The organism is Halobacillus sp. KGW1, from assembly GCF_001592845.1.
GTDB lineage: Bacteria > Bacillota > Bacilli > Bacillales > Halobacillaceae > Halobacillus.
The window spans coordinates 64,107-81,844 of the sequence record NZ_LSOC01000003.1 but is presented as its reverse complement, the minus strand read 5'-3'; the positions used below and the strand labels follow the sequence as shown (position 1 = coordinate 81,844).

Genomic DNA, 17,738 nt, shown 5'->3' with positions numbered 1-17,738 from the left:
TTGGAACTGCATCATGAGCGACTGGCCCGTTATTTCCTTGATGGAGATGAAGAGGCAGCGTTGCAATATATAAGGCAATTGTTAGAGGAACACCCCCGGGCATATTTGTACGAAGACATTTTGACACCCGCTATGTACTATATCGGTGAACTATGGGAGCGAAATGAAATATCCGTTGCGGATGAACATTTGGCAACGGCTATTTGTGATTTTGTCTTATCTAAATTGGAACAGGAAAAGAAGACCGATAAGAAATATAGAAATAAGAAATATAAAGCCCTGTTATTTGGTGTGGAAGAAGAACATCATTACATAGGTTTGAAAATGGTCGCTGAGACGTTTAAGGAACATGGTTGGCGTGTCCGGTATCTTGGGCCGAATTTGTCTCTGCAGCACGCTCTAGTCCAAATAGAAAAGTATCGCCCGGATGTAATCGGTATATCTGCAGCCTTGTCTTATCGTCTGCCAGCCATTAAGGATCTGGTCAACCATTTCACTACGTTGGATTGGAAACCATTTATTATGATTGGTGGACGGATGGCCGGCAAATATGACCTGAGCCAGCTGGAGTCGGATCAGTCTATGGTAATCAAAGACTTGAATCACTTGAACCAATGGTTTAAAGAGGGAAGGGATGAAGCAATAAATGAAACAAGTTGAACGTACATTCCCACTCCCTTATTTCATTATTAATAAAAACTACTTCGTCCAATCGTATTCCAAAGAAGCGGAACAGGCTTTTGGGAGACAGGAAAACCTGCTTGAATTATTAGATGAGGCAAGTGTACCTAAGGTGAAGAACTGGGTAACTCCGGAAGTTCAGAAATTATCCTTGGAAGTCCACTTAAAGCCGGAGGATGGTCAAGGGAATCCGCAAACATGTGACATGCATGTGAAATGGGAGAATGACATGTATGCGGAAGTACTTATTCTGACGAAAGATGAACAGTTGTCCAAGGTGACCAAAACACTGGATCAGCTCCGGTCACGTTTAAACGATACCAACTTCGAGCTGTTGGAAGAGAAAGAAAAGTTAGAAGATGCTATTGAAAACAGCAACCAATTGTCAGCCCCTTTCATCCGCCTTACAGCGGACACCGCACTAGTGCCGTTATTCGGAGATATCACCGCAGAGAAAATGTATTCGGTGGAAACGTCTATATTAAAGGCTGCGCAAAAGTCTGATATCGATCGTGTTTTGTTTGATTTTACAGCTGTTGGAGAAATGGAGCTGGAGGGCGCGGGTCTCCTGAAGAACATCATGATTTCCCTTCTTTATATGGGGGCAGAAGTTATGATTATAGGGATGCAGCCTGTCCAGGCACAAAGTTTTCAGATGCAGCACTTCCCTTCGAGTATCAAATATATGAACTCCCTGCAGCAAGCTGTACAAAAATACTGTGTGAAATGAGCGTTCCTAAGATAGGAATGCTTTTTTTATGTTATATTTTTCCTTCCTTGTGGAATGGACCAGTATAAAGAAAGTGAAGGAGGAGTTTTCATGGAATTGACTTTGGAAGTGAATGGAATGTCTTGTGAGAAGTGCAGGGAATCGGTAAAAGACGCTCTTCAGACGTTAGAGGGGGTGCACGGTGTCGAGGTGCTTCTTGAGAGTGGAAAAGTTCATATCGCTTACGACGAAGCATATGTTTCAAAAGGACTGATGAAAGAAGCTGTGAGAGCGCAAGGATATGAAGCAGTAGGATAAAGAAAGCCCGGCGTTATACCGCCGGGCTTTCTCATTTACTGTACATTGTAAGGAAGTTGATTTTTGTATCCATTGAACTGTTGATAGGTCTGCTGAACTTTTTGTTGTTCCGCCTGTTCGACAGCATACCAGCCATTTTGAAACATCAGGTTATACAAGTTGCGCTGGCAGTCCTGTGTCTCTTTGAAAATCGTAGCTAAGTCCTGATAAAGGTTTTGATTGCTTGCTTCGTTCAAAGCGACATTATAAGAAGAAGTCATATACTTTTCGGTGGTTAATTGATCGTTCAGGAAATCTCTTTCATTCATCTGCGGCGTCTTTGGGACATTTGTTTCCGGGTTTTGAATCTTTTGAGACTGGTTCATCTTGGTCCTCCTTAGTTCAAGTTTTGTTTAGGGGCATTCAGATGGTTTAATAATTTATCGTAATGTCGTTGGTGCATTTGACCTGCAGCTTCAAGGGCAGCCTGAACTTCAGGTGTCTGACAATTTTGGGCGAAGAAGTGTGCTTTCTTACTTGCGTTTAAATTCCAGGAAAGCATGTCCGCTAAATACAGCTGATCCTTCGTAGAGACAATATCAGGTACCTGCGTCATCGGCTGCGCCTGTTGAATGGATTGATTCTGTTGCTGCTGTTGCATCTACATCATCCTCCTTTGGCTGTTTTGTTTAGTATGACCGGAAATAATAGTTCTATTTAGGGTGGGTTTTTATGGGAATATAAGGATAACATTGTCGAAATGAAGGTTCTTTTTATCCCTTTTTTTCTGTGTAAGTGATAAAATATAATTGCTAGCGATTACAAGACGGAAATATATAAATATTTTGATATTTTTGCTGGCAGGGGGTAATGGCATGGAAAAGATCCTTAAGAATTTCTTTTTATTTCTATCCAAAAACCGGTTCTTTACAAAGCTGGCAAAACGATACGGACTTCGCTTCGGAGCTGGAAGGTTTGTTGCCGGAGAAACCATTGAAGCAGCTGTTCAAACGATCAAGGAACTGAATGACAAGGGAATGTCCGTCACAATCGATCACTTGGGGGAGTTTATCGACAGCAGATCGGAAGCTGTAGCAGCAGCGGAAGAGTGCATGGAAGCGATCCGTGCAATTGCTGATAACAAGCTTGATTCCCAACTATCCCTGAAGCTTACTTCCATGGGGATGGATATAGCCGATGATCTGGTTATGGATAATATGCGCCGGATATTGGATGTGGCTGAAGAAAAAGATGTATTTGTAACTATTGATATGGAGGACTTCGAGCGGTGTGAGAAGACGCTTGAGATTTTCAAAAAGCTGAGAGAGGATTATGATCATATTGGTACTGTTCTGCAGTCTTATTTGTACCGTACCGAGGAGGATATAAAAGCGCTGAATGCTTATAGTCCGAACCTTCGCCTTGTTAAGGGAGCCTATAAAGAATCAGCAAAAGTCGCTTTCCCTGAAAAGAAAGACGTAGACGAAAATTTAAAGAATATCATCCGTATACATTTCATGAATGGAAACTATACGGCTGTAGCGAGTCACGATGATGCGATCATTGATTATACGAAACAGCTGGTAGCGGAAAAGAAAATACCAAACGATCGCTTTGAATTTCAGATGCTTTATGGAATCCGCGTGGACCGTCAGGAAGAGCTTGTCAAAGAGGGATACAAGGTGAGAGTTTATGTGCCGTATGGAAATGATTGGTATGGGTACTTCATGCGCAGACTTGCAGAGCGTCCAGCCAATGTTGCATTCGTTTTAAAAGGCGTTTTTGGTAAATAAAGAGGGGTTTGTCAAGGGGCGAGATGCCGGTTTGATGGGGAGACTGGAGCCGCCCTTGTCCTCAATTGGAAGATCTTGTCCTTTTTTACGACAAAAGGATTGCGAAATATCTGAAAATATTTTATATTATACATAGATACGATTTTGTCGTACTTATTTTTTTGAATTTAAAATGAATGACTGTTCATTCAAAATGACAGGGGGATTAGGAATGGCTCATAAAATCAAACGAGCAGCCGTGCTCGGTTCAGGAGTAATGGGGGCAGGTATTGCCGCTCATCTGGCTAACATAGGTATCCCGACACTTATGCTCGATATGGCTCCTAAGGAACTGACAGAAGCGGAGAAAAATCGTGGGTTGACGTTGGAAGATCGTACGGTCCGCAATCGGATTTCATCTGATAATAAACAGAAACTGTTGAAGCATAAACCGGCACCACTGACGAGTAAGCGTAACATGGATTTAATTGAAACAGGTAATTTTGAAGACGATTTAAGTAGGATTGCTGACGTGGACTGGGTAGTTGAAGTCGTCGTTGAAAATCTGGACATCAAGAAGAAGGTCCTTGCTGATGTGGACCGGTTTAGAAAACAGGGGGCAATTGTCAGTTCAAACACTTCGGGAATATCCATTGAAGCCATGGCGGAAGACTGCAGTGAAGATTTTCGAAGCCACTTTTTAGGAACGCATTTCTTCAATCCGCCTCGTTATTTAAAGCTGCTCGAAGTCATCCCGACAAAGGATACGGATCCGGAAGTTCTACAGTTCATGAAAACGTTTGGAGAAGATGTGCTTGGTAAAGGCGTAGTGGAAGCGAAAGATACACCGAACTTCATCGCCAACCGAATCGGAACATACGGGCTTTTGATCACCGTCCAGCAGATGCTTGAAAAAGGGTACAGTGTCGGGGAAGTGGACTCGGTCACGGGCCCGCTGATCGGTCGTCCGAAAAGTGCAACGTTCCGAACCTTGGATGTCGTGGGTCTCGATACGTTCGCTCATGTGGCGAAGAATGTTTACGATCAAGTGGATGGAGAAGAGAAGCAGGCGTTTGAAATACCGGCCTTTATGAAACAGATGCTTGACAAAGGCTGGCTCGGATCTAAGAGTGGCCAAGGATTCTTTTTAAAGCAAAAAGGAGAAATCCTGCAGCTCAATCCTCAGACGATGGATTACGAACCGAGGGCGAAATTGAAAACGAGAGCAACGGAGGCTGCCAAACAGGAAAAAGGCACCCGCAGAAAGTTAAAGACACTGGTAGCAGCCAATGATGACCGGGCTGGAGATCTTGTTTGGTCTGTCTTGAAGCCGGTGCTTATCTATTCTGCTCAATTGGCTGGTGAAATTGCAGATGATATCGTTGCGATTGATAAAGCGATGAAGTGGGGATTCGGATGGGAATTGGGACCGTTTGAACTTTGGGACGCCATCGGACTCGAAACATCGGTGAAGCGGATGAAGGACGAAGGAGATGCAGTTCCAGGTTGGGTCGAAGCCATGATTAAGGAAGGTAAGGAGAGCTTTTACAAACAGGAAAATGGAAACGTTTACTTTTATCACGAAGGAAACTACATCCAGCAGTCCTTCAACAAGAAGAACATCCATTTAAAGCGCCTGAAAGAGGAAAAAAACGTTATTAAAAAGAATGCCGGTGCGAGTCTGATTGATTTGGGAGACGGGGTGGCAGGACTTGAATTCCACTCTCAAAGCAATTCGATCGGGCCGGATATTGTCCAGATGATCAATTATGCAGTGGAAGAGGTTGACAAAAATTTCGAGGGTCTTGTCCTTGGAAACCAAGGGAAGAACTTCTGCGTTGGTGCCAACCTTGGAATGATCCTGATGGAAGCCCAGGACTTTAACTTCTTCGAAATCGAAATGGTCGTGAAGAATTTTCAGGACAGTATGATGAGACTGAAGTATTCCGATAAACCGGTCGTTGCAGCACCATTCGGTATGACACTTGGAGGAGGAGCGGAAGTTTGTCTGCCGGCTTCTGCCATCCAGGCATCTTCAGAAACCTATATGGGACTGGTGGAAACGGGAGTCGGACTGATTCCGGGCGGTGGTGGAAATAAAGAACTTTACATGAAACAACTGCGAAGTATTCCAAAAGATGTTGCCGTCGATTTACAGAAGGTCGCTGTAAGTGTGTTTGAAAAAATCGCCATGGCGAAGGTGTCGACCTCCGGAGAAGAAGCGAAGGAAAATGGATTCCTTGATCAGATGGATGCCATTAGTCCAAATGGGGATCACTTGATCCACGATGCGAAAGAGAAAGTACTTGGTCTTGCCGGGGCGGGATATACATCTCCAAAACGGACGAAGGTTCCGGTTGCGGGTGAACAGGGGTACGCAACGATGCTGCTTGGTGCAAAGTCGCTGTTGTTAAGCGGCTATGCAAGTGAACATGATTTGAAGATTGCGGAAAAACTGGCGAACGTCCTGGCCGGCGGCCGGCTGAAAGAAGGCACACTTGTAGATGAGCAATATTTATTGGACCTTGAAAGAGAAGCATTCCTAAGCCTCGTCGGAGAACCGAAATCGCAGGCAAGAATGCAGCATATGCTTATGAAAGGTAAACCACTGCGTAACTAATCGTTTAAAAAGGGGGAAGGAACCGTGAGAGAAGCTGTTATTGTTGCAGGTGCACGAACACCTGTCGGCCGTGCAAAAAAAGGCTCGCTTGCCTTTACACGTCCTGACGATCTTGCTGCACTTACCATTAAAGAAACATTAAGGCGTGCCAACAACTATGAGGGCAACATCGATGATTTGATTATCGGATGCGCCATGCCGGAAGCAGAACAGGGGATGAATATGGCGCGAAACATAGCGGGCCTTGCCGGTCTCTCCCATGAAGTGCCGGCAATTACCATAAATCGTTACTGCTCTTCAGGGCTTCAAAGTGTCGCCTATGCAGCCGAAAAAATCATGCTCGGTCATCACGACACTGCACTTGCTGGTGGTGCAGAGTCCATGAGTCTCATTCCGATGGGCGGCCATGTCATTAAACCGAACGTCAAACTTGTGGAAAACGCACCGGAATATTACATGTCCATGGGTCATACCGCAGAAGAAGTGGCGAACCGTTTCGATATTTCCAGGGAAGATCAGGACGCTTTCGCCGTCCAAAGTCATGCAAGAGCGGCTAAGGCAGTAGAAGAAGGTAAATTTACGGATGAGATCGTGCCTGTAGAGGTGATGAATCGTGAGCTCGGCAGTGATTTCAAAGTTAAGGAAACGACTAGAACTTTCTCGGTGGATGAAGGAGTTCGTCCAGGCACGACCGCCGAAGTACTCGGAAAACTGAAGCCTGCTTTTTCTGTCAAAGGGTCCGTCACGGCAGGGAATTCCTCACAAATGAGTGATGGTGCGGCTTCCGTGCTGCTGATGGATAGAGAAAAAGCAGAAAGCGAAGGGTTGCAGCCATTAGTGAAGTTCCGGTCTTTTGCCGTTGCCGGGGTCGAACCTGAAATTATGGGGGTAGGACCGGTGGAAGCGGTACCGAAGGCTTTGAAGATGGCAGGCTTATCCTTAGCTGATATTGGGTTGTTTGAATTGAATGAAGCGTTTGCTTCGCAATCTCTTCGTGTGATTCGCGCACTCGACCTCGATCCGGAGAAGGTGAATGTAAACGGAGGAGCGATCGCTCTCGGTCACCCACTCGGATGTACCGGAACGAAACTGACGCTCAGTCTGATACATGAAATGAAAAGGAGAAACGAACAGTTCGGTGTTGTCACGATGTGTATCGGTGGAGGTATGGGTGCTGCCGGCGTATTCGAATTAATATAATCAGGGAGGCTGTAAAAATGAGCGATTTGAAAGAGATGATTAAAGGTGGCGGATTTGTAGTAGAGGACTTGAAAGCGGAAGATATCATCACGCCGGAGGATTTTACGGATGAACATTTGATGATTGCTAAGACGACGGAAGATTTTGTAGTAGGAGAAGTCGTTCCGAAAATTGATCAACTTGAAAATCACGAGTTTGAACATTCCGTAGCTCTATTGAAGAAGGCCGGTGAACTCGGTTTGCTTGGTGCCGATGTCCCGGAAGAATACGGAGGGTTACAGCTTGATAAAATCAGTTCCTCCCTTATTACAGAAAAGTTTGCAAGAGCCGGCGGCTTTTCCATTACACACGGGGCTCACGTGGGGATTGGATCCCTTCCAATCGTGTTCTTCGGTAACGACGACCAGAAGCAAAAGTACCTTCCTGCACTGGCTGTAGGCGATAAAATTGCAGCATATGCTTTGACGGAGCCGGGCTCCGGATCCGACGCCCTCGGAGCGAAAACGACGGCCAAGTTGAATGAAGCAGGGACGCATTACATTTTGAATGGAGAGAAGCAATGGATCACGAACTCGGCCTTTGCCGATGTGTTTGTTGTCTATGCCAAGATCGATGGAGATAAATTTACTGCGTTTATCGTCGAAAGAGATTACAAAGGTGTCTCAACGGGGGCGGAAGAGAAAAAGATGGGAATCAAGAGTTCTTCTACACGAACACTGATTCTTGAGGATGCAGAGGTCCCGGTAGAGAATGTTCTCGGAGAAGTAGGGCGCGGACACGTCATCGCTTTCAACATCCTTAACGTCGGTCGCTACAAACTGGCAATCGGAGGGGTAGGAGGAGCGAAACGGGCCGTCGAGTTATCTGTCACTTACGCTAAACAGCGTAAGCAGTTTAAAACGCCGATCTCAAGTTTCCCGTTGATCCAGGAAAAAATCGCCTCCGTCGCTGCGAATACGTATGCAAATGAAAGCTCTGTGTACAGGACGGTTGGACTCTTTGAACAAAGCATGGGCAAACTATCAGATGAGGAATTGAAGGATGGTGCCGCTGTAGCGAAGGTCATTGCAGAGTATGCTATTGAATGCTCCTTGAACAAAGTGTTCGCGACGGAACTGCTGGACTTTGCCGTTGATGAAGCGGTACAAATTCACGGCGGGTATGGCTTTATGGCTGAGTATGAAGTAGAGCGGATTTACCGGGATTCAAGGATCAACCGTATTTTTGAAGGAACCAACGAGATCAACCGGATGATTGTTCCCGGTACGCTGCTGAAAAAAGCGATGAAAGGTGAACTGCCGCTGCTTCAGAAAGCACAGAAGCTGCAGGAAGAAATCATGACGATGATGCCGGAAGAGCCTGGCACAGAACCACTTGCTCAAGAGAAATATCTGGTTGCCAATGCTAAGAAAATCGGTCTTCTTGCTGCCGGCGTTGCTGCTCAGAAGTTTGGGGAGAAGCTGGAAAGTGAGCAGGAAGTTCTTGTGAATATTGCTGATATGGTCGGAGAGGTATACAATATGGAATCTGCCGTTCTCCGAACAGAAAAAGCGATGGATAAAGTAGGAGAAGAGAATAGTAAACAAAAGTTGTTGTACACGCAAGTTTATGTGCAGGAAGCGTTCAACCGTCTAGAAGCACATGCTAAGGAAACACTGATCGCTGCAGACAGTGGGGATTCTTTACGAATGATGCTTGGGGCACTACGAAAACTTACCCGTTACACTCCTACAAATGTCATCGCCAAGAAACGGGAAATTGCTAAAGCTCTGATCGAAGCAGAAAAATATATCGTATAAACTGCGTGAAGAAGGCGCCCTGTTCTTCCTTGATCGATGGAAGTGCAGGGTTCTTTTCATTTGTGCAAAAAAATCACCATGAAATATAACCTGGCAATGTGATAGAATAAAATACAATAAGAAGGAAGGAGCGTTTTGTATGACTGTAACCTTCTATTGGTATCCGAACTGCGGAACCTGTAAAAAGGCAAAAAAGTGGTTCGATGAAAACGGGGTGGACTATAAAGCTGTACATATTGTCGAAGAGCCACCTTCAGAAGAGCAATTGAAAGACCTGGTCTCTAAAAGCGGAAAACCTGCCAAGAAGTTCTTTAACACGAGCGGGAAAAAGTATAGAGAGCAGAACATGAAAGAAAAGCTGAAAGACGCAGATGAAGATACGATGATTCAATGGCTCGCTTCTGACGGCATGCTCATCAAACGGCCTGTTGTAACAGACGGCACCCGGGTCACCGTCGGCTTCAAAGCGGAAGAGTTTGAAGAAAACTGGCTTCCGTGAGCAGATGTGTGGAAATAAAGGCATTCTTGCTTTTATGGTAATAAAATAAACAAAATATAATTTGATTGTGGAGGTATTCTTACATGAGCTTACCAAAAGAACTACGTTATTCTGAAGAACACGAATGGGTGAAAGACGAAGGAGAAAAAGTACGTATCGGCATCACTGACTTTGCACAAGCAGAGCTTGGCGACATCGTATTCGTTGAACTTCCGGAAGTGGGAGATGAGCTGGAAGCGGACGAGCCGTTCGGCAGTGTGGAATCCGTTAAAACCGTTTCTGAATTATATGCTCCGGTAAGCGGTAAAGTAGTAGAAGTGAACGAAGATCTGGAAGACAGCCCGGAATTCGTCAATGAGTCTCCTTATGAAAAGGCATGGATGGTTGTCGTAGAGCCGAATGACTCTTCTGAAATAGACAAACTAATGTCTCCGGAACAATACAAGGAAATGATCAACGAAGATTAATTATTTCAGTACGGACAGGTGGGAACAGGCGCTTGTCTGACATGATCGCGTTGGATCTTAATCATGTTCAGACCATGTCTCTTCCGGCATGGTCTGTTTCTTTATAGAAGGTGATGCATATGGATGGAGAGCGAATCGTCATTGTCGAAGGGATAACCGACAAGAAGAAACTGAAGAAAGTGCTGGATGAAGAAGTGGAAATCATCTGCACGTACGGCACCTTAGGAATCGAGCGGATGGAGGAGATGATTTTCAACCACAACCTGGATGATCGCAGGGTATATATTTTAGTGGATGAAGACGATTCGGGCTACAAACTAAGGAAGCAGTTGACCGAAGAGCTTCCGCACGCCGAGCATATTTATATCGATAAAGCCTTCCGGGAAGTAGCAGCCACGCCTGAACAGGAGCTCGCCCGAGCATTGTTGAACCACCATTTTCAAGTGAAGTCCATTTATCTGATTTAGGAGGAAGCTTGTGCAGGAACTTGACTCACAGGAGTGGACCGAGCAGTCGAAGCAGGACCGATACACGTTGTCGTTCATTCACAGCCCTTTTTGTGCTACCTGTCATTTAGCAGAAAAGATGCTGAGGACGTTGGAAGAATTGTATAACGAGGAAGTATTCATAAAAGTGAATGCTTCCTTGAACCCTTCCGCTATGGAGCGTTTTCAAATTGAGAGTGTTCCATGCCTTTTAATCATGAAGAACGAACAAATCGTCAAAAAGGTGTATGCGTTTCAATCGGTCCCTCATATGTATGAACAAACAGCTGAATATGTAAAACAATAAGCTAATTTCCCGGGAAATGACGAAGGAAAGCCTTGTTGGTAAACAGGAAAAACGCCCCCTTTGCAAGAATGTCTAAGCAAAGGGGGCGTTTTAGGATGGTGGAAATGATGAAGACTTGGATAGAGAAAGTGAACCATAGGAACGATCTGATTCCATCTTGGCGGGAAAGAGAGATCCATGTAGCTTTTCAGTCCAAGAATAATTTATTTACTTTCCTCATCACTCCGGCGGGGATATGTCCTGATGTGCAAAGAACGGATGATGGCACGCTTTGTATCCATGTGGAAGATTCTGTGATGGAGGATCTGCTTGCCGGCAGGGAAAGGCTGACGGCGATGGACGACTCCCTCATCCGAATTCACGGCTCCTTCTCTGATGTGCTTTATTTGGAATCCCTGATGTTTCTTGCTAAATGATTCTTCCCAAGGACTGTGCGATATCGAGAAAGGAAGCTTGATCACCAAACGCTTCGTGGATAAACCCGTTCTGATCGATGATGACCGTTGAGGGTACTCCTCTGCATCCGAACAGGTCATATACGGTCCTGTCCTTATCGGCAAGGGTCGGCTGAGTGAGGAATTCTTTCGTGTAAGCGATGCCCGCTTCCGGACTTCTTTCCCGCCCTGTGACATTGATCGTCAGCATTTTTACTTTTTCTTTATCTGCGTTCTGATATAGCTGTTCCTTCAAAGGAAGATCCCTTCCGCAATCCGGGCACCAGGATGCCCAGAAGGTCAGAACGACGGCTTTTCCTTTATCTTCTCTTAGTTGATAAGTTCCTTGTTTATTTATAAACGGTAATTCGAAGTCGGGTGCTTTTTGTTTCATATCTGCGGCTCCTTTATGTGATTGGACTAAGCTTACAGCAACATGCTACCACATATTGTCCGAGTCCTTCGACCAATGAGAGGCACATGGAAACGACTTATTTTTCTGAAAAACGGAATATTTCCAGTTGACACAATTTTGGTGCGATGCTACAATCCATCTTGTGCTATTAAAATTATACATGCGAATAAGCGAATCTCTTATCCAGAGAGGCGGAGGGACTGGCCCTATGATGCCCGGCAACCGGCAAGCGTACGCTTGACAAGGTGCCAAATCCTGCAGAGTTAAAATTCTGGGAGATGAGAGAACAGAGCGAATACAATAGATGTGCGCTTTTCTGTTCTCCTGAACAGAGAAGCGCTTTTTTTGTCAGGAGGGAAACATCATGATTACTATCAAAGGTCTATCGAAGATTTTTCAGACCAAAGATCGTGAAGTACGTGCGGTGGATGACCTCAGCGTCACGATCAATAAAGGAGAAATCTATGGCGTTATCGGATACAGTGGTGCAGGGAAAAGTACGTTTATCCGGCTGCTGAACAGACTGGAAGACCCGACGGAGGGAAGTATTATCGTCGATGATCAGGACTTAACCACTTTAAGCAAGAATAAATTGCGGGTGGCAAGACAGGACATCGGGATGATCTTCCAGCACTTTAATCTCCTGTGGTCCCGTACCGTCTTTGATAACATCGCATTTCCATTAGAAATAGCAGGGATACCGAAAGAAGACAGGAAGAAGCGTGTCAATGAACTCATCGATCTTGTCGGCCTGTCAGGCAGGGGGAATTCATATCCGTCCCAATTGAGTGGAGGGCAGAAGCAGCGGGTCGGAATCGCCCGGGCCCTTGCCAACAACCCGAAGGTCCTGCTGTGCGATGAAGCGACATCTGCTTTAGACCCGGAGACGACGGACTCGATTCTCGACCTCCTCGTTGATATCAACGAAAAGCTTGGGTTGACCATCGTGCTGATTACTCATGAAATGCACGTCATTCGAAAAATATGCCATCAGGTAGCGGTGATGGAGCAGGGGAAGATTGTAGAACATGGGGACGTGCTCGATGTTTTCCTTCGTCCACAAAAAACGGTGACGAAGAAGTTTGTTGATCAAGTAATGGGAGATCCCGATAAAGAGAACTCTCTCCAGTTGATCAAAGACCATTATTCGTCTGGTGAAATCGTCCGGCTCCACTTTGTAGGAGAAAGTACGAATCAGGCGCTGATCAGTGAGATCTCAAGGGAGTTTGCGCTCGATGTCAATATCCTGCACGGTAAGATCACCCAAACACAAAAAGGGGCGTATGGTACCTTGTTCGTGCAATTGGAAGGGGAAGAAAGTGAGAGGCAGCGGGCCATCTCCTATATTCAATCTACATCCGTAGAAGTGGAGGTGAATCCGAATGTTTAATCAACTGTTTCCAAACGTAAGAATGGAAGATATGATCACGGCGACGAATGAGACATTATATATGACTATCATATCTGTGATCGGGACGTTTATCCTCGGCTTACTGCTCGGGCTTCTGTTGTACCTCACTTCTCCGGGAGGTTTATGGCAGAACAAGATTTTAAATGGTATAACAGCTTCGGTCGTCAACGTATTCCGGGCCATACCTTTCATCATTTTGATTCTGTTGCTTTTCCCTTTCACCGACTTCCTTATCGGGACAATCCGTGGACCGCAGGCTGCGCTTCCGGCATTGATCATCGGTGGTGCTCCGTTCTATGCACGCCTTGTAGAAATTGCATTGAAGGAAGTGGATAAAGGAGTGGTGGAAGCGGCAAAATCGATGGGGGCGAAATACTCCACCATTATCTTCAAGGTGCTGCTTCCGGAATCGATGCCAGCTTTGATTTCGGGTATTACTGTTACAGCAATTGCCCTTGTAGGCTATACGGCTGTAGCCGGAGCGATCGGTGCAGGAGGTCTTGGGGACTTCGCGTATTTCTATGGCTTCCAGCGCAGTGATTTCGATGTCGTATTCGTCTGTACTGTGTTAATCATTCTGCTCGTATTCATCTTCCAATTCATCGGGGATTTCATTTCCCGTCGATTGGATAAAAGATAAAACAACCTTAGGAGGAAAATACTTATGAAAAAATGGTCACTAGGTTTACTGGCAATATTGTTCACTGTTGTCCTGTCCGCTTGTGGTTCTTCTGATGAAGAATCCGGTGATTCGAATGAAATTAAGGTGGGGGCTTCCAGTGTCCCACACGCAGAAATATTGGAAGAAGCTAAGCCGCTTCTTGAAGAGGAAGGCATTACGCTGACAATTGAAACGTACCAGGATTATATCCTTCCAAACAAAGACTTGGACGAAGGACGTATTGATGCGAACTACTTCCAGACGATTCCCTACATGGAACTGCAGGAGAAAGATAACGATTACGATTTTGTGAACCTTGGCGGCATCCACATTGAGCCTATGGGGATCTATTCTCAGAAATATGATGATATCAAAGATGTAGAGGACGGAACGACACTCGTCATGAGCCGCTCTATATCCGATCATGGACGAATCCTTGCCCTCTTGGAGCGCGAAGGCCTGATCAAGCTTGACGAAAACGTGGAGAAAGTCGATGCCCAGGTGGATGATATCGTGGAAAACCCTAAAAATATTAAATTCGATTCCGGTGTAGATGCAGCCAACCTTCCGGAAACGTATAAGCGGGAAGAAGAAGTTCTTGTAGCAATCAACACGAACTATGCCATTGAAGCAGGTCTGGATCCCCAGGAGGATTCCCTTATTTTAGAGAGTCCGGATTCCCCTTACGTGAACGTGATTGCAGCTAACAGCGATGATAAAGACAATGAAGCGTTGAAGAAATTGGTTGAGGTGCTTCATTCTGATGAGATTCAAACGTTTATTGAAGAAGAATACGATGGTGCCGTCGTACCTGTGAAGGAAGACAGCGAATAACGGATAAAACGAGTGGCTGCGGGGATAATAACCGCAGTCACTTATTTTATTGGGAGGTTATACGCATGGAGGAAAACAATAGAACATGGACAGAAACATACTTACACGATTATAAGGAAGGAATGGGCCTGTTCAAGGAGCATATGCCTGAAGTAGCTCATCAATTCAGTCAGTTTACGGAAGAGTGCTTTAAGGAGGGCGAGATTTCTCAAAAGCAGAAGCAGTTGATTGCCCTCGGAATCAGCATCGTTGCCCAGGACGAATATTGCATGATTTATCATACAAAAGGATGTGTCGACCAAGGCGCTTCTGAGAAAGAGGTTCTGGAAGCGTGCGGGGTTGCCGCGGCTTTTGGTGGCGGTGCTGCTCTGAGTCAAGCCGTTACGCTTGTCCAGGATGCCTATAAAGATTTGTCCACAAACGTCAATTGATGGGACAATCCAACAATGGATACCAATGTTGAATAAATGACCATCTGAAATAAAAATAAACGCTTTCATTGGAACATTTGCTTTGTCATGGCCGGAAATAAGGTTTGGCAGGATTTTATTCCGGGTATCGTTTTGTGATAATCTGGAAATGCAAATAACTTGAAAGGGTTGATTTATTATTAGTGACGATTTACAGCTCCATTATACTGCTGATATGGAAAAAGCCATGCACCAGGCTCATAATATGAGCTATGCCGAGTACAGTAGGAAGCTCGATACAAGGATGAAGGTGGAAGAGCAGCGTCAGCGTAATTTTGAAGAGAGCAAGAAGATAATCGCACAGGTCGACCGTCAACTCCATAGATGAGAAAGTATGGAATCAGGTGCCGTTTAGTCACCTGATTTTTTCATGTTATAATAATGTAGAAACCGAGGGGAATATGTCATTCAGGATGTCCGTTCCTTCTATATTATCAATAGTAGGAAAATGTTGATAACAAATACTAAATGATATAAGATTGTAATGAGAATAAAATGAGAATGGTTCTTTGATCCCTATCAACCAGGACATTCGATAATAATAGATACTGGAGGTATTCATTATGGCAGGATCAACGTTAGAAATTAAAGATCTTCATGTTGAAATTGAAGGTCAGGAAATCCTAAAAGGTGTGAACTTAACAATCAACGGTGGTGAATTCCACGCGGTCATGGGACCAAACGGAACAGGTAAATCCACATTGGCTTCCGCAATTATGGGACACCCTAAATACGAAGTAACCAAAGGTGAAATTCTTCTTGACGGTGAAAACGTTCTGGAGATGGAAGTAGACGAGCGTGCTCAAGCAGGTCTTTTCCTTGCCATGCAGTATCCGAGCGAAATCAGCGGTGTAACGAACTCTGACTTCCTTCGTTCTGCAATCAACGCACACCGAGAAGAGGGCGACGAAATTTCCCTGATGAAGTTCATTAAAGATATGGACGGTAAGATGGATACGCTGGAAATGGATAAAAACATGGCGCAGCGTTACTTGAATGAAGGATTCTCCGGCGGAGAGAAGAAGCGCAACGAAATTCTGCAGCTTATGATGATCCAACCGGCAATCGCCATCCTTGATGAAATTGACTCCGGTCTAGATATTGATGCACTGAAAGTTGTTGCCAAAGGTATTAACGAAATGCGTAATGATTCCTTCGGCTGCCTGATCATTACCCACTATCAGCGTCTGTTGAACTATATCACACCAGACAAAGTACACGTTATGATGCAAGGCCGTGTCGTCAAATCAGGTGGTCCTGAACTTTCCCAGCGTCTTGAGGAAGAAGGATACGACTGGATCAAGCAGGAGCTTGGTATCGAAGACGAAACAATCGGTCAAAAAGCGTAATCAAGATAGGAGGGTAATCATGACAGTAGAAGTCTCACTACCATACGACAAAGATTATGTCACAAAATTCTCTAATGGTCTTCAGGAACCGGAATGGATGAAGAACCTGCGCCTTAGCGCCTTGGAGAAATCAGAATCACTTCCGCTTCCTAAGCCGGATAAGACAAATATCTCTAAATGGAACTTCACCGAGTTCGATCATCACGTAACAAGTGAAACGATCGGTGCGCTCGATGAACTTCCGGTGGAGATAAAAGATTTCATGGATCAGGACAAAGCGCCTAAAAACCTTGTCATTCAGCGTAATCATACAGTGGCTTATGCTGCGATTGATGAAAACCTGAAAGAACAGGGAGTTATCTTTACAGACATCGCTACAGCTCTGCGCGAACACGGAGAGCTCGTGGAAAAGTATTATATGAATGATGCGGTGCACGTCGATGAGCACCGTTTGACAGCCCTTCATGCAGCGCTAATGAACGGTGGTATCTTCCTTTATGTACCGAAAAACGTACAGATTGAAGAACCGATTCAAGCTATTTTCTGGCAGGAAGACCAGAAAGCTTCCTTAATCAATCACATTCTTGTCGTTGCTGAAGAAAACAGCTCTGTTACGTATGTGGAGAACTACATCTCTCATAATAAAGAAGAGAAGACATCTGCTAATATTGTAGCGGAAGTTATTGCCAAGGACGGTGCGAAAGTATCGTATGGTGCAGTGGATAACTTCGACAAAGGAACAACCGTTTATGCAAACCGCCGCGGTGTTGCCTATCGGGATGCCGTCATTGAGTGGGCGTTGGGTCAAATGAATGAAGGGGATACTGTCTCCGAAAATATCACCCACCTGATTGGTGATAACTCCCACTCCAATGCCAAAACGGTAGCAATCGGCCGCGGAGACCAGAAGCAGAACTTTACAGCAAACATCACACACTTCGGTAAAGGTTCAGACGGCTACATTCTTCAGCACGGAGTGATGAAGGATAAAGCATCCGCTATTTTTAACGGAATTGGTAAGATTGAACACGGAGCCAGCAAATCCAACGCAGAGCAGGAGTCACGTGTACTTATGCTCAGTAAAGATGCCCGTGGAGATGCCAACCCTATTCTTTTGATTGATGAAGATGATGTAACGGCAGGACACGCAGCTTCCGTTGGCCGCGTAGATCCTATGCAGTTGTATTACTTGATGAGCCGCGGAATTTCCAAATTCGAAGCGGAGCGTTTGATCATTCACGGGTTCCTTGCACCGGTGGTAAACCAGCTGCCTGTAGAAGCTGTGAAGCGTCAACTTCAGCAAGTGATTGAAAGGAAAGTAAATTAAC

Annotated in this window: 22 protein-coding genes and 1 riboswitch; of the genes, 19 read left to right on the top strand and 3 right to left on the bottom strand. The window is 45.1% G+C overall.

Annotation, left to right across the window (positions count from 1 at the left end):
- The 3 genes from AXG56_RS09430 (at position 1) to AXG56_RS09420 (ending at position 1,708) form a co-directional block, all read left to right on the top strand.
- Entirely contained in the window at positions 1–660 is a 660-nt protein-coding gene (locus AXG56_RS09430; RefSeq protein ID WP_062514197.1) for a B12-binding domain-containing protein, read from the top strand.
- On the top strand, positions 647–1,411 hold the full coding sequence (locus AXG56_RS09425; RefSeq protein WP_008635765.1) for an STAS domain-containing protein: 765 nt from the start codon (positions 647–649) through the stop codon (positions 1,409–1,411). Before AXG56_RS09430 ends, AXG56_RS09425 begins: the two co-directional genes overlap by 14 nt.
- Before the next feature lie 90 nt (positions 1,412–1,501).
- On the top strand, positions 1,502–1,708 hold the full coding sequence (locus tag AXG56_RS09420) for a cation transporter (RefSeq protein WP_008635764.1): 207 nt from the start codon (positions 1,502–1,504) through the stop codon (positions 1,706–1,708).
- Positions 1,709–1,743: 35 nt separating this feature from the next.
- Here the strand turns inward: AXG56_RS09420 and AXG56_RS09415 are convergent, their stop codons facing one another.
- Complete coding sequence (locus tag AXG56_RS09415) at positions 1,744–2,073, bottom strand: spore coat protein (RefSeq protein ID WP_008635763.1); 330 nt, start codon at positions 2,071–2,073, stop codon at positions 1,744–1,746.
- Positions 2,074–2,084: 11 nt separating this feature from the next.
- A complete protein-coding gene (locus AXG56_RS09410) occupies positions 2,085–2,348 on the bottom strand; it encodes a hypothetical protein (protein ID WP_008635762.1) in 264 nt (87 codons plus the stop codon).
- Positions 2,349–2,562: 214 nt separating this feature from the next.
- Here AXG56_RS09410 and AXG56_RS09405 point away from each other — a divergent pair, with 214 nt between their 5' ends.
- The 9 genes from AXG56_RS09405 (at position 2,563) to AXG56_RS09365 (ending at position 11,252) form a co-directional block, all read left to right on the top strand.
- Positions 2,563–3,480, top strand: coding sequence for a proline dehydrogenase family protein (locus AXG56_RS09405; protein WP_062514195.1), 918 nt, complete (start codon positions 2,563–2,565; stop codon positions 3,478–3,480).
- A gap of 211 nt (positions 3,481–3,691) precedes the next feature.
- Positions 3,692–6,079, top strand: coding sequence for a 3-hydroxyacyl-CoA dehydrogenase/enoyl-CoA hydratase family protein (locus tag AXG56_RS09400; RefSeq protein ID WP_062514193.1), 2,388 nt, complete (start codon positions 3,692–3,694; stop codon positions 6,077–6,079).
- Between the two features lie 24 nt (positions 6,080–6,103).
- Positions 6,104–7,279: an acetyl-CoA C-acetyltransferase gene (locus tag AXG56_RS09395; RefSeq protein ID WP_062514192.1), complete on the top strand. Its 1,176-nt coding sequence runs from the start codon at positions 6,104–6,106 to the stop codon at positions 7,277–7,279.
- Between the two features lie 17 nt (positions 7,280–7,296).
- The gene (locus tag AXG56_RS09390) at positions 7,297–9,078 is read left to right on the top strand and encodes an acyl-CoA dehydrogenase family protein (protein ID WP_008635758.1); all 1,782 of its coding nucleotides are present in this window, start codon (positions 7,297–7,299) and stop codon (positions 9,076–9,078) included.
- Positions 9,079–9,217: 139 nt separating this feature from the next.
- Positions 9,218–9,577 (top strand): arsenate reductase family protein, encoded by a 360-nt coding sequence (locus tag AXG56_RS09385; protein WP_008635757.1) that lies wholly within the window; start codon positions 9,218–9,220, stop codon positions 9,575–9,577.
- Between the two features lie 83 nt (positions 9,578–9,660).
- Positions 9,661–10,044, top strand: a complete 384-nt coding sequence (gene gcvH, locus AXG56_RS09380) for a glycine cleavage system protein GcvH (protein ID WP_008635756.1) — start codon at positions 9,661–9,663, stop codon at positions 10,042–10,044.
- Positions 10,045–10,163: 119 nt separating this feature from the next.
- Complete coding sequence (locus AXG56_RS09375) at positions 10,164–10,511, top strand: toprim domain-containing protein (protein ID WP_008635754.1); 348 nt, start codon at positions 10,164–10,166, stop codon at positions 10,509–10,511.
- A 10-nt stretch (positions 10,512–10,521) separates the two neighbouring features.
- Positions 10,522–10,836, top strand: a complete 315-nt coding sequence (locus AXG56_RS09370) for a thioredoxin family protein (protein ID WP_008635753.1) — start codon at positions 10,522–10,524, stop codon at positions 10,834–10,836.
- Positions 10,837–10,931: 95 nt separating this feature from the next.
- Complete coding sequence (locus AXG56_RS09365; RefSeq protein ID WP_026578260.1) at positions 10,932–11,252, top strand: hypothetical protein; 321 nt, start codon at positions 10,932–10,934, stop codon at positions 11,250–11,252.
- On the opposite strand, the gene AXG56_RS09360 is transcribed toward AXG56_RS09365, so the two are convergent.
- Entirely contained in the window at positions 11,245–11,664 is a 420-nt protein-coding gene (locus AXG56_RS09360; RefSeq protein WP_026578261.1) for a TlpA disulfide reductase family protein, read from the bottom strand. The two genes, AXG56_RS09365 and AXG56_RS09360, sit on opposite strands and share 8 nt — an antisense overlap.
- A gap of 197 nt (positions 11,665–11,861) precedes the next feature.
- Positions 11,862–11,970: riboswitch (SAM riboswitch) on the top strand.
- A gap of 79 nt (positions 11,971–12,049) precedes the next feature.
- On the opposite strand from AXG56_RS09360, the gene AXG56_RS09355 reads away from it, so the two are divergent.
- From AXG56_RS09355 to sufD, 7 genes are all read left to right on the top strand, one after another.
- On the top strand, positions 12,050–13,075 hold the full coding sequence (locus tag AXG56_RS09355; RefSeq protein ID WP_062514190.1) for a methionine ABC transporter ATP-binding protein: 1,026 nt from the start codon (positions 12,050–12,052) through the stop codon (positions 13,073–13,075).
- The gene (locus AXG56_RS09350) at positions 13,068–13,736 is read left to right on the top strand and encodes a methionine ABC transporter permease (protein ID WP_008635749.1); all 669 of its coding nucleotides are present in this window, start codon (positions 13,068–13,070) and stop codon (positions 13,734–13,736) included. Before AXG56_RS09355 ends, AXG56_RS09350 begins: the two co-directional genes overlap by 8 nt.
- A gap of 24 nt (positions 13,737–13,760) precedes the next feature.
- A complete protein-coding gene (locus AXG56_RS09345; protein WP_062514188.1) occupies positions 13,761–14,591 on the top strand; it encodes a MetQ/NlpA family ABC transporter substrate-binding protein in 831 nt (276 codons plus the stop codon).
- Between the two features lie 65 nt (positions 14,592–14,656).
- Positions 14,657–15,022: a carboxymuconolactone decarboxylase family protein gene (locus tag AXG56_RS09340; RefSeq protein WP_008635747.1), complete on the top strand. Its 366-nt coding sequence runs from the start codon at positions 14,657–14,659 to the stop codon at positions 15,020–15,022.
- Positions 15,023–15,248: 226 nt separating this feature from the next.
- Positions 15,249–15,389 carry a hypothetical protein gene (locus tag AXG56_RS19595; RefSeq protein WP_008635746.1) on the top strand — a complete coding sequence of 47 codons (141 nt, stop codon included), beginning with the start codon at positions 15,249–15,251 and terminating at the stop codon, positions 15,387–15,389.
- Between the two features lie 235 nt (positions 15,390–15,624).
- Positions 15,625–16,410: a Fe-S cluster assembly ATPase SufC gene (gene sufC, locus AXG56_RS09335; protein ID WP_008635743.1), complete on the top strand. Its 786-nt coding sequence runs from the start codon at positions 15,625–15,627 to the stop codon at positions 16,408–16,410.
- Between the two features lie 19 nt (positions 16,411–16,429).
- On the top strand, positions 16,430–17,737 hold the full coding sequence (gene sufD, locus AXG56_RS09330; RefSeq protein WP_008635741.1) for a Fe-S cluster assembly protein SufD: 1,308 nt from the start codon (positions 16,430–16,432) through the stop codon (positions 17,735–17,737).
- Position 17,738 lies beyond the last annotated feature (1 nt).